The sequence below is a fragment of the uncultured Campylobacter sp. genome, from assembly GCF_938045205.1.
Taxonomy (GTDB): domain Bacteria; phylum Campylobacterota; class Campylobacteria; order Campylobacterales; family Campylobacteraceae; genus Campylobacter_B.
In genome coordinates this window covers 1-12,154 of the sequence record NZ_CALIMY010000092.1, presented here as the reverse complement: position 1 = coordinate 12,154, position 12,154 = coordinate 1, and the positions used below count along the sequence as shown (strand labels likewise).

The window sequence follows — 12,154 nt, the reverse complement described above, 5'->3', positions numbered from 1 at the left end:
TAAATTTTACTTTGGCGATAGAGGCACGACGAGCGGCGCAAGAGAGCCTAATACCTACGAAGCATTGAGATGAAATTTGCCGAAGCGGATCAAGAAAAGCCCTGATTTAACGATATTTGAGGCATACTAAAATTATCGCAGATTAAGTCTATGAGAGGTATATTGCGGAAAATTTTAGGAGCAAAATTTGAAAACGAGATATTATCTGTGCTTGGTCTGCATCATAATAATATGCGCTTTGTGCGCGATACTTTCGATTATCGCGGAGTATAAATACCCAAATTCAGCCGAAAAAATTAAAACCGATCCGTATGAGTGGGTATGCGATCTAGATGGCAATCTTACAGATATACAGCTTAAGGATAGGGCGTTAAAGTGCATGCTTAAAAAGACCTATAAATCTATAAATATTTCAGCGGGGGAATTCCGTGATATGGAAAGAAAAATAAAGAAGCAATACGGTAAAGTGGACGATGAATTTTATAATTTTTATAGCGGGTTGGCGGAAAGATGCGGTGGAAATAATCGTCCAGATAAAGCTTGCGAATTTTTCATTGTAGATGACAATATAAATTTAGAATATTTTATGAGTTTGGGAGACAGGGCTTGCAACGGTAAACAAGCCGTAGCAAATTTCAAAGATTTTGTAAATATGTCCATGCTCAAAGGCGAAGTTGTTTACCCTTGGGAAAATAATAATAGTTTAATCTTGTCGGATGGAAATTTAAAGTACAAATTATATTTTAGCGGATTAGAAAATGATAAACATGTATTTGATATGTTATTTACGGAAAAAATATTTTTAAATGAAATTAATCCTAAAATATACGACCGCAAATATCCTAATGATAAAATTTTTTCTATTCCAACCGACATGCTATTTTTTGATATGTAAGCCTAATAGATAAAAAATACGATAACTTTTGTAATTTATATAACTTTAAAAAGAAAGATATAAAGCCGTATAAAGCATTTTTTGAGTTAGAAGGTAGAAAATATAGTCGGTATGCTTTTTATCTAGGTATTTTTGATGAAAATTATACATATAAATACGATATAAAAGATAATTTGCTGGGTGTGGAGCAAGGATATTATTACGATGAAAAAACCAAAGAGATAAAACGAGAGCAATAAAATAGAATTTATAAATTTACCCGCCGCGCTTACTTAAAATTTCTTGCTTAGCGCTATTTGCCTCTTGCGCCGCGAGTGATCATCAAGGACTGCTCGTAGAAAATGAGCAGCGTTATCGAGACACCCGTGCCGAGCGCCAGCGAGATCGAGATCGTGGCGAGGGCGTTGTCGAAAAATGAGATGAGGTGAGCGAGCTTCTGCTGTGCGCCTGCGGCTTTGATATAAGAAAACAGCGCCAAGACCGCCTTATAGGCGTAGATGCCAGGGATCATCGGAAGCAGCGCAGGAAAGGCGATGATCTCTGCGGGTATCTTAAGGCGCTTGGCGCAGAGCATTCCCAAAACGCCGATCAGAAACGACGCAAAAAGCGTCGCGGCGGCGATCGAAAAAATTTGGCTCTGTATCAGCAAAAACCTGCACGAATGCGCTACCGCTGCAAGCAGCGCCGAAAAGACTAGCGTCTTTTTAGGCGGCATGCACGCATACGCAAACCCGAGCCCCGCCGCAGCGGCAAAGCAAGCGTCCTTAAATACCAAAAGCGCTATATCAAACATTTACAAGCCCCAAATTTGAGATGCTAAGCGTCAGAAAGAGCCCGATTGCGATGCAGATGATCAAAAGCCCCGTGTTTAGCCCTCTGCTGATGCCTACGAGCATATTTTCGTTTAGGATGTCAAATACCGAGTTGATCAGCCAGACGCCGGGGATCAAAAAGAGTATGCTCGATCCCACGGCTATGTCGGGCGTGGCGCTAAGCCCGTAGCGAGCGCCTAGCGAGACAATGAAGGAGACTGCGAACGAAACCGCGATGTATTGGATTTTTAGATTGATTTTGAGCCTGCTAAGCAGATAGCGGGCGCAAATTCCAAAAGCCGTAGCCGCAAAAACGAGCGCCATCGCGCCGCCATCGCCGCCGAAAAGCTCGCAGAATGCGGCATTTGCGACGCTGAGCAAAACAAGAGTTTTGGCAAAGCTTTTCTTCTGCGAGGCTAAAATTTCGGCAAATGAGGCTCTGGCGCGCGCAAGGGGGATTTTTTCGTCGTAAATTTCCCAGCTAAGCGCGCTTAGCTCCGAGATCAGATCGAAGCTGATATGCGCCGCAGCGCCCGTTTTGACGTAGGTGCGGCGGATAGAGTTGTCCGCAGGATCCATCACGCTGATGATGAAGTGGCGCACAAAGATCATCAGGCTAGCCTCATAGTCGTAAGCGTCCGCTATCCTGCGCACGCAGTGCTCTATACGCGCGGTGTAAGTGCCGATACTAAGCATCTTGGCGGTGTATTCGCTAAGAAAATTGGTAAGCTCTTGGATTTGCGGTCTCGCCGCTTCCGCTTCTTTCACTGTCGCCGCTCCTGCTGACGTTGTTTTTGCCGTTGCGATAGTGTTTCGTGTTGTTTCCACGCCTGCCTCTGCCGCCTCAATATCGTTTTGCGCTGTCTCCGAGGCTGTCACGGCTTCTGTTTTTACAGCGCCTGCCGCCGTTTTTGATGTCGCTTCGGCGTCCGTTGCGGCGGTAAAATTTTGATTGTTTAAATTTGACATCGTTTCGGAATTTGAGTTATCTAAATTTAGCGCCGAGGCGGAATTTTGCTCGCTTAAATTTAACGCCGCCGCGGAGCTTTCATCGCTCAAATTTGAAACGGCGGAATTTTGCTCTTTTAAAGAATTCTGCTCACTTAAATTTAAATCGCAGCCCGAGCTTTGCCCGCTTAAATTTAAACTTCCAGCGTCCTCGCAAGATCCGCTAAATTTAGAATTTTCCCCGCTCACGGCTTCACCTCAGACTTATGAGATCGAGCGGGTTGATGTGGTAGTTCTGCTGCGTCACTTCAAAGGTCAGATCCGAGCCGATGCGCCCGATGATGTAGCCCTTTTTGACGTTGGAGCCGACGCGCACGGTAGGCGGGATCTGATTTAGATGCGCGTAGATCGTGTGGATGCCGCCGCTGTGCTCTAGGATCACGACCTTATCGAGCACGGCGGTTTCTTTAGCAAAGACCACTTTGCCCGGCAGTACCGCTTTAACCTGCGTGTCGCCGCTGTTTGAGCCCAGCACGATATTTTCGTTGAAAAGCTTGATGTTATACACGGGATCGTTGTAGTTGCCGAATTTCCGCTTCAAATACGCGCCGTTTAAAGGTGCTGCGGTCTTGGCTCCGCTGTATTTTTTGACGCGCGAGGACTGATAGCTCGAGCCGTACTGCTTGACCTTTTGGTTGATCTTACTTACGCGCTCATCCGCTGGCTCGCTCACTTCTGGCTCGGGCTCGCTAGGAGGTGCAGGCTCGGGCTTGCCCGCCTTTTTGGCAGCCGCCTTTGCTTTGGCGTACTCTTTTTCGCGTGCCTGACGCTCCTTTTGCTTCTGCGCTTCAAGCTTTGCTTGGCGCGCCGTTTCCTCCTTCTGCGCTTTGGCTTTTTCCTCGGCGTCATCGATGATCTTAAGCTCCTGCAGGGTCTTAGATATGGCGTCTTGCTCGTCGTTTATCTTCTCCAGCCTCGCGATGTAGTCCTCTTTGTCCTTTTTCATCTGTGCGAGCTTTTCTTTTTGGGTGGTTTGCTTGGCGTCAAGATCGGTTTTTTTCTTGTCGTAGCCCGCCATGCTCGCCTGGATCGATTTGATCTTTTTATTCTGTTCGTTGATAAAATTTTGATTATTTTCGTAGTCTTTGATTAACCCCTTCAGCTCGTCGTTCATAACGACGCCGAGCCCCTCTAAAATTTCGCTAGCTACGATAGAATCGGGCGTAGTGGTGGAATTTACGTCGGTGATTAGATCAAACGATAGCTCTTGCGAGATCACGCTTATGATCTTGCTTTCTAGATCATTTTGCACGCTAAGAAGGGTGACGTTTTGGCTATTGAGTTTCTCAAGCTCCTGCGCTTCGGCGGCGTATTGATCCTTTAGCCCTTCGATCGTTTCGCTTAGCTGTTTGATTTCGCCCTCGCGCTTTTTAAAGCCCTCCTGCTCCTTTACGATAAGGCCAGCGATCTCGTCGATCTTTTGTGAGAGTTGCATCCCCTCCTTTTGCGAGCTTTTGAGCTCTTGACCCGCTTTGGCGATCTTATCTTTCGTGCTCTGCTGCTTTGCGGGTGCGGCGTAAGTAAGAGCTGCGGCGAGCCCCAGCGCAAGAAGCGGCGCTAAAAAAGCTCTTTTCATGCTCGTTTATTTCCGATTTGCAGCATCACAAAACTTACCGCGATGATAGATAGCGCCAAGGCAACACTCAAAAGGATCAGCGCGTCGTAAGGCAGCACTATGGCGGTGCGTAGATCGCCGATACCCTTAAGCGTTGTCGAAAACACCTCCCAGCCTGGAAGCGCAATGTAGAAGCAGGTCACGATCAGCGTGGCTATGAATGAGTCTATTATCGCCATTCGGTAGAGTTTGCCGCTTTTTATCAGAAACGATGCGCCGAAAAGCTCCATGATCTCGATGCGCTCTTTGTGTTCGTAAACCCAGATACGCATCTGGCGGTGAATTAACATCACGCCTAAAAGTACGATGAGAAACGCAAAGCCATAAACGAGGCTTTTGATAAGTAGTAAAATTTTAAAAATTTCATCGTGGGTCTTTTTAAAAATTTCTACCCGCGTAAGCGAGCCGATAGATTTTAGATCCTGCTCGATCTTGGCAAGCTGCGCGGCGTCGGGGAAGCTTTCGAGTTTGACGCTATAAAATTTAGGCAAATTTTTACTCAGCTCGGCAAAGGCATTTTGTGAAATTTTACCCTTCAGACGCTCGGTAATGCCCGCTGTGGAAATTTCGCTAATCGAGCTGATTTTCGGTACCGCTTTTTGCGCGTCTTGCAAGCTGAGCGGAGTTTTGGAGACTAGCACGATGTTGTATTCGTTTTGGATCGAGCGCTCGTAGCTTTTGGTTAGGTTGCTCATAAAAATTCCAAACTGCACGGAGAAAAGCAGCGCGACGAGCGAAAAGATCACGCCGAAATGGGTTTTAATCGATTTCATTTACTTTAGCGTCCTTAATCTCAAAATGTCGGTGCCTAAAACGCAGCGTGGCGGGCATTTTGTGCGTCACGATGACGACGCAGGCGTTCCACGACTCGCACGCAGAGCGCAGCAAATTCCAAATAATGGCGCTGGAGTAGTCGTCCAAATTTCCCGTAGGCTCGTCGCACAGCAGTAGGCGCGGGTTATGCGCCATCGCACGCGCCAAAGCCACGCGCTGCTGCTCGCCGCCGCTAAGCTCGAGCGGGTACTTACCCATCTTATGCCCGAGCTCGACGTGGCGCAGTAGCTTTTTGGCTTGGTCTTGGCAGACCTGCTGATTGTAGCCCATTATCATTAACGGAAGCATTATGTTGCGCTCGATCGTCCATTCGTTGATCAGGCGGTAGTTTTGAAAGATAATGCCGATACGCTGGCGCAGGGTGCGCAGATCGGAGTTCGTGATGCCTTTTAGATCGCACAGGCAGACGTTCAGCTCGCCGCCGATGATGTCGATGCCGCCATAGAAGGACTTAAGCAGCGTGGATTTGCCGCTGCCGCTCTTGCCCGTGATGATGACGAAGTCCTTCGCGCCGATGCCGAAGCTCGCGTCTTGGATGACCGCGCCCGCCTTTTCGTAGCCTAGCGTGAGGCCCGCTGCGGTGATGATGTTGTAATCGTCCGTTATCTCTGCCATTGTGAAAATATCTCCGAAATTTTTTGATGTGCCGCGTGGTTTTCGCGCGTAGGAAGCGGGCAGCGGATAAAGTAGCGCGTGCCGCTTGCGTTTGTGCGGATGAAACACTGCTGCGGAAAGTCGAATGCACCGAGCGAAAGCAGGATTAGCACATCTTGCGGCTCGGCGGCGCACGGCTTGCTTTGCTGTTGCTGCTCGGCACGATTTAATTTACCTTGGTGTTCGGCTTGTAGCTCGGCTCGCTTCGGCTCGCTTTGACGCTCAACTTGCGACTTGATAGAATTTGACTTATTTTGTAATTCTGCTTGCGGCTTAACAGCGCGGTTTAGCTCGTTTTTTAGTTCGGCTTGCGGCTCATTTTTGCAAGGCGCGGCGCTTGCTTTTGCTGCACGGGTCACCGCGAATGAGCCATCCAAATTCGGCACATTGTTTGCATCTATTGCACCGATAGTTGCAGGTGTAGCGCTCGCACCTGTCGCGTCGATAGCTGCAGGCGCCCCCTCTGCGCCGCTAGAATTTAGCGCGTTGCTTGCGTCGATTGTTGCGAGCGGGTCATTTGCGTTTAGTGTATCGCTTGCAGCGGCTGCGCTGTTTATCTGTGCGCCTTGCTTTGTTGCGATCTGCTCGCAGGCTAAAGCGCGCTTTTCGCTCGGGGCGGGGCGGCTAAATTTAGCGCTCGTTGCAGCGCCTATGCTTGTCGTATTTCTCGCACTCACTACGCCGCCGTCTGTTAAATTTAAGCAGCTTACATTCAAGCGATCCTCGTTTAAATTTGTGCCCGCTTCATCCACGCGGTTTGTATTCAGTGGAGCGCTTGCTTTTTTTAGAATTTGCGTAGCGTTCGCGCAAGTTGAAATTTTATCGCCCGCTGTCGTAGCTGAAATTTTGCCGTCGCCTGACGAAATTTCATCCGTGCTTGCGCGCTCGGTTAAATTTTTGCCGCGCGTCGCGTCTAAATTTATAGCCTCGTCGTTTATCGCTTCGCCCGCGCCGCTTAAATTTACGCCGTCCGCCGTGCAAATCCCGTCCGCGTCCAAGCTTTTTTGAGCGTCAAAGTAAAAAATTTCCTCAAAATGCACGAAAAAATCCTCGCCTTTGAAGGTAGAATTTTTAAAATTTCGCGCGATTGCCGCCGCGTCAAATTTTAAAAATTCCATCTCAAACCGCTGCGGCTCGCCCAGGCCCGCGGTTTTGTTCTCGTAGATCAGATCGTAGATATCTTTATCCATTTTGCGCCATCTATCCTCGTATTTGCTCGCTACGGCGGCGTCTCGGTTTTTGAAGTGCGAAATTTCGCCGCACTTTTGTGCAAGAGGCGAGAGTTTTTGCATCGCGTAGAGGAAGTACTCCTCACTGTCGGTGCGAAGCTCGAAGCGGCCGCCGCGCCCGAGCGTGCGTGCGATCTGTGAGGCGAACTCGTCGCTTATGACGCGGCGGTGCGGTGCGTCGTCCCATGGCACGGGGAAGTGCAAAAACACGCGCTGCAGGCAGCCTGCGGGAAGCAGGCTCAGCAAAATCCGCGCGTCGGTGGCAATCAGCGCAATGTTTTGCAGCCCCTCGCGGATCGCTAGCTTTGCGACCTGCTCGATTGCTGGCTTATAAATTTCGATACCGATTAGCAGCGCGTCTTGATTTGAGCGCGCTTGATGAAGCAGGTGTCTGCCCGAGCCGAAGCCGATCTCGATGAAAATTTTATTAAATTTAGAGTTTTTTACGAGGGATAAAATTTCATTCTCGCCCAAAATCAGCGGCGTTTTTTCGGTAAGCGAGCTGTCTTTGTAAGCAAACGCCTGCGAGATGATCCGCCCGCAGAAACGCTCTTTAAAAATTTCGAGCGCTCGCTGCAGATGGCCGATCTTGGCGGGCTTGGTGATCTTTTCGCCCTTTACTATCACTTTGCCGCCGCTGGGCTTTAGGGTGATAAAAAACTCGCTATCAAAGCTTTTGGTTCGCACGAGCGTCAGATTTCTGCCACGCGCCGTCTCTAAAAATTCGACCTCGCCGAGCTTAATCGGCAGCGGTGGCAGGCTCACGCTTTGGGTTATGAAATTTGGCAAACTTTATTCTGCCTGCGCTGCGGCAATGACTGCACTAGGCTTGGACAGCTCTCCGTTTTCGGTTTTGACGGTGATGCGGTATTCGTATCCTTCGCCATAATCGATATTGTCGATATATTCAGCGCTAAGTCTGCCGCGAACCTCTTTAATTGTGCTCCACGACTCGCCTCCCTTAGGACGGCGCTCGATTAGATAGGAGCTTACGCGAAGATCCGGATGCGGGCGCCAGATGATCTTAACGCGGCCCGGAAGCCCGTAGATCGCCTGCGCAAACGGCACGGACTCTAGCATCTTCGCTGTGCTTGCGATAGCGACTGGAGAAGGAGCCGAAACGCCCTTGGCGCCGTATGTGCGCACCGTGTATTTATACGAAGTGCCCGGCTGCAGCCTCGTATCTACGTAGTGAGTGGAGTATGGATCTGCGATAGTGGCGATCTTTTTGGCTTCGCCGCCGCTTGCAGGCGCTCGGTAGACGACAAAGCCCAACACGGCGGTATTTGAGTCGTATCTAGGCCACTCAAGCCCGATCTCATCGTCGCTCGTGATCGTCCTAACCCCCTCTACGCGCGGAAGGCTCTCGTCGCTTGCACTAGGCGCGCTAGACATAGCGCAGCCACCCGCTAATATCGCTAAAGTAGCGCTCAACGTTAGTCGGTAAAATTTTTTCATAAATTTCATCCTTTACCTTTTGATTTGTCGTAAAATTTAGAAATTCGCTCGGCAAATTTGCGCATATTTTCACCTCTTTGCCGCTTCGCGGATGGATGAAATAGAGCAAATAGGCATGGAGCAAAATCCTGCTAATTTTAGCGTTTTCGCTCTTAAATCCGTATAAATGATCGCCCAAAATATGCCGATTTATCGAGCTTAAATGCACGCGGATCTGATGCGTGCGACCCGTGAAGAGCTTTGCCGCGACGAGATTAAAGCTCTTTAGGTTTATCGGTGGCAGCTTATAGTTTTGAGCGGGATTTTTAAAATTTAAAGCCTTATTCTCGGTGAGACGGGCGGCTCTGGTTTGATCCGCGCTCATATCGGCGGTTAAAATTTTATCTGCGTTGCCCGCGCGGCTGCTTGGAATTTTATCTGCGCTCCGCATGCAGTTATTTGAAATTTCGTCCGCGTTATCCGCGCGGCTATTTAAAATTTTATCCGCGCCTGCGCTGCCGTTTAAAATTTCATCCATGTCCGCGTTCTTGCTCGCGCTTGCGTCGGTCGCTAAAATTTTACTCATATCTGCGTCCCTGCTAGCGTTTAAAATTTTATCTCCGCCCGCGTACATAGCCGAGATTTTGCCCGTATCTGTGGTTGCGTCTAAAATTTTATCGGTAGCTGAAATTTTACCCGCATCACCCATTGAAATTTTATCCATAGCATCGCCCAAAATTTTGTCCTTAGCCGAAATTCTACTTGCGCTTGCGTTCGCAGCCAAAATTTTATCGGCGGCTGAAATTTTATCCGTGCCCGCAGCTGTACCATCGCCCGCGCCTAAAATTTCATCGCACCTCTCGGCGGAGTTTTGAAGTTCCGTTAGTTCCGCTCCGCTTAAAATTTCATAAAACGCGCTCTTTGCGCTGCGTCCGCCGGGCACTATCCCCATTTTTAGACGGTTTGCGGGGTTGCGAGCGATCGGGCGCTCGATCACGCAGGGCTCTTTCAGCGGTAGGTCGATGAGCGCGAGGTATATCCGCCCCATGCTTTTATCGCTTAGCTGCGCCGAGAGCGCGGCGTGCGCGGCGTTGTTTTTGGCGACGAGCAGGGCGCCGCTGGTGAGTTTATCCAGGCGGTGCACGATGCCCGCGCGAAGCTCGCCGCCGAGCGTGGAAAGCAGATAGCCGCGAGACTTGAGCCAGTCCACGAGCGTGGGCTCTTTGACGCTTGCGGCGGGGTGGACGGTAAGGCCCGCGGGCTTATTCACCACGAGCAGATCATCATCCTCGTATAAAATTTCAACGTCGAAGTTTAGCCTCTCCTCGCTTGTTTGCTGCGGCGCGGGCGCGGGGTAGTCGATACGCACGAGCTCGCCCGCAGATAGCTTGTAGCCGGGCTTAGTTTGCACGGCTCCGTTCACTCTGACTGCCGCGGATTTGATTAAGCTTGATATTTGGTTACGCGAAATTCCAAGCTGCGAGCTTAAAAAAACGTCAAGCCTTTCGCTGCATTGTGCTATTAGATTATCCAAATTTATACCTTTTTTGGCTATTCTTACGTCAAAATTTTAATAGGATTAAGCGTTGTTTAAAATTGACAAAAAGATTTTAGCATATTTTGATTTCATTCAACCTTTTTTGATCGTGCCGATAGTGGTTTTTTCATACGTTTTAATAAGCGAGGCAAACGACGTGCTGTCCTCGAAGCAGGTCGTTTATTTTGGCGTCGGATTTGCCGTTTTTACTCTATTTTTTCTCTTTCCGATACGCAAATTTTTATATCTGATCCCGATATTTTATTGGATCAACATCATATTGCTGCTCAGCGTCGATTTTTTCGGCGTTAGCAAGCTAGGAGCTAGGCGCTGGCTGGAGATCCCTTTCGTGCATTTTACGCTGCAGCCCAGCGAGGTGATGAAGCCCGCGTTTATCCTGATGCTGATGTATCTGATACATAAAAATCCGCCGCCGAAAAACGGCTACGGGCTGAAGGATTTTTTGCGCCTTAGCTTCTACATACTTCTGCCTTTCGTTTTGATTGCGAAAGAGCCCGATCTAGGCACCGCCGCGATACTTTTTTTGACGGGATTTGCGATCCTTTTTATCATCGGCGTGGATAAAAAAATTTGGCTTACGCTGATCATCGTTTTTGTGGCCAGCTCGCCGATTTTGTACGAAAACATGCACGATTATCAAAAAAAGCGCATCGCCGATTTCATAAGCGAGGAGCCCAATTACCAGGTCAAGCAGGCGATCATCGCTATTGGAAACGGCGGCATCTATGGCAAGGATAAGGATGAAGCGACGCAAACGCACTTTAAATTCTTGCCGATTGCGACGAGCGATTTTATCTTCGCTTATACGATCGAGCGCTTCGGCTTCGTGGGGGCTGCCGCGCTGATCGCGCTGTATGCGCTGCTGATACTGCATCTACTGAGCCTAAACTATGATTTTAAAAGCGATTATCTGATACGGGTCTTTACGAGCGCGCTTGCCTCGCTCATCTTCATCTACGCGGGCGTCAATATCTCGATGGTGGTGGGCTTCGCGCCCGTCGTGGGCGTACCGCTGCCGTTTTTCAGCTACGGCGGCAGCAGCTTCATCACCTTTATGATCCTCTTTGGAATTTTACAAAATTTACTGACGTTTAGGATGAAGGATAACTATAAGACCTACAAGATCAGGATGTAGATTTAACCCGCACGGATAAATTTTAAAATTCTACAAAATCGCGCGAGTTTATTTTGAGCTTCGGCGGCGAAATTTTAAGCGGGGCGCTAAATTTTAAAACTCGCTACAAAATCACGCCGATGCCGAGCGTAAAAACCACCGCGAAAAAGGCGTATGTAAAGGAAAATTCCAAAGTTTGCGAATTAAAAAATCCGTAGTACAAAACGCTCGTGAAAAATCCGCCTACGAAGGCTACGGCAAAGATCCCGATCCGCGCCGCGACTGGCTTTGCGCCGCAAAATTTGTATAGATAAAAAACCCCGTAGAAGCTGATCGCAAACCAGATCATCGCAGGCACCGGCCCGCCTAGGTCTATCATGCCGAACAGATTGGCTAAATTTAAAAGCAGCAAAAATATCACCGCAAGCGCGATCAGCGCGGATTTGATCATCTATCTCGCCTTGCGCCATCCGCGGAATTTTCAGTGCCTTGATTGAAATTTTGCGCGGAATTTTCATTCGCGCCGTCGTTTGAAATTTTAAAATTTTCGTCGGAATTTTCATCGGCGCGATGCGTAGAATTTTCATCGGTGCCGCTTGCGAAATTTTCACCGAGATCGCCACTGGAGTTTAAAATTTCATTCTCGCTTTGAGAATTTAAAATTTCGCCGCCGCTTTTAAAGTTTAAAATTTCATTCGTCGCGGCGCTTTTATTTTGCGGCTCCTGCGCCTCTTTTGCGCTGCCGAAATCCGCGTCTTTTAAATTTGCGCTCTCATCTAAATTTTTAGAGCCTTCGTCAGCAGAATTTTTATAAGCTTTGTTTGAAAACTTTTTGTGCTTGATCTGTAGATAGAAGACGAAAGCGACGAACGCCACCGCGGTGATCGCGATGTAGTAGCGATTTTCGAAGAGCAGCACGCCCTCTACCAGTCCCGAAAACAGCGCCAGCAGCGAGGCGGTAAGAAACGGAAAGCGCACAAGCTCTTTTTCTCCGATCG

The 12,154-nt window shown here is 48.7% G+C and carries 11 protein-coding genes and 2 pseudogenes; 2 read left to right on the top strand and 11 right to left on the bottom strand.

What is annotated here, in order from left to right; genetic code table 11:
* Positions 1–187 precede the first annotated feature (187 nt).
* Complete coding sequence (locus tag Q0198_RS05075) at positions 188–895, top strand: hypothetical protein (RefSeq protein ID WP_297895767.1); 708 nt, start codon at positions 188–190, stop codon at positions 893–895.
* A gap of 292 nt (positions 896–1,187) precedes the next feature.
* Here the strand turns inward: Q0198_RS05075 and Q0198_RS05070 are convergent, their stop codons facing one another.
* The 9 genes and pseudogenes from Q0198_RS05070 to Q0198_RS10945 form a co-directional block, all read right to left on the bottom strand.
* A complete protein-coding gene (locus tag Q0198_RS05070) occupies positions 1,188–1,679 on the bottom strand; it encodes a threonine/serine exporter family protein (protein ID WP_297895776.1) in 492 nt (163 codons plus the stop codon).
* A 1-nt stretch (position 1,680) separates the two neighbouring features.
* Positions 1,681–2,475 (bottom strand): threonine/serine exporter family protein, encoded by a 795-nt coding sequence (locus tag Q0198_RS05065; RefSeq protein WP_297895773.1) that lies wholly within the window; start codon positions 2,473–2,475, stop codon positions 1,681–1,683.
* 433 nt (positions 2,476–2,908) lie between these two features.
* A complete protein-coding gene (locus tag Q0198_RS05060) occupies positions 2,909–4,291 on the bottom strand; it encodes a M23 family metallopeptidase (RefSeq protein ID WP_297895765.1) in 1,383 nt (460 codons plus the stop codon).
* The gene (locus tag Q0198_RS05055; protein WP_297895762.1) at positions 4,288–5,103 is read right to left on the bottom strand and encodes a hypothetical protein; all 816 of its coding nucleotides are present in this window, start codon (positions 5,101–5,103) and stop codon (positions 4,288–4,290) included. Before Q0198_RS05055 ends, Q0198_RS05060 begins: the two co-directional genes overlap by 4 nt.
* Entirely contained in the window at positions 5,090–5,779 is a 690-nt protein-coding gene (locus Q0198_RS05050; protein ID WP_295152369.1) for an ATP-binding cassette domain-containing protein, read from the bottom strand. The genes Q0198_RS05055 and Q0198_RS05050 overlap by 14 nt, the downstream gene beginning before the upstream one ends.
* Complete coding sequence (gene trmB, locus Q0198_RS05045) at positions 5,767–7,836, bottom strand: tRNA (guanosine(46)-N7)-methyltransferase TrmB (protein ID WP_297895759.1); 2,070 nt, start codon at positions 7,834–7,836, stop codon at positions 5,767–5,769. The genes Q0198_RS05050 and trmB overlap by 13 nt, the downstream gene beginning before the upstream one ends.
* Before the next feature lie 3 nt (positions 7,837–7,839).
* Positions 7,840–8,505 carry a fibronectin type III domain-containing protein gene (locus tag Q0198_RS05040; protein WP_297895756.1) on the bottom strand — a complete coding sequence of 222 codons (666 nt, stop codon included), beginning with the start codon at positions 8,503–8,505 and terminating at the stop codon, positions 7,840–7,842.
* Positions 8,435–8,761: pseudogene (locus tag Q0198_RS10950) on the bottom strand (RluA family pseudouridine synthase); the annotation flags it as partial. The pseudogene Q0198_RS10950 and the gene Q0198_RS05040, both read right to left, overlap by 71 nt.
* 621 nt (positions 8,762–9,382) lie before the next feature.
* Positions 9,383–10,018: pseudogene (locus Q0198_RS10945) on the bottom strand (RluA family pseudouridine synthase); the annotation flags it as partial.
* A 52-nt stretch (positions 10,019–10,070) separates the two neighbouring features.
* Between Q0198_RS10945 and Q0198_RS05025 the strand changes: the two are divergent.
* Positions 10,071–11,177, top strand: coding sequence for an FtsW/RodA/SpoVE family cell cycle protein (locus Q0198_RS05025; protein ID WP_297895752.1), 1,107 nt, complete (start codon positions 10,071–10,073; stop codon positions 11,175–11,177).
* 103 nt (positions 11,178–11,280) lie between these two features.
* Here the strand turns inward: Q0198_RS05025 and Q0198_RS05020 are convergent, their stop codons facing one another.
* Positions 11,281–11,607 (bottom strand): hypothetical protein, encoded by a 327-nt coding sequence (locus tag Q0198_RS05020; RefSeq protein WP_297895749.1) that lies wholly within the window; start codon positions 11,605–11,607, stop codon positions 11,281–11,283.
* The coding region (locus tag Q0198_RS05015; protein ID WP_297895746.1) for a hypothetical protein at positions 11,604–12,154 on the bottom strand (551 nt) is incomplete at its 5' end. The genes Q0198_RS05020 and Q0198_RS05015, both read right to left, overlap by 4 nt.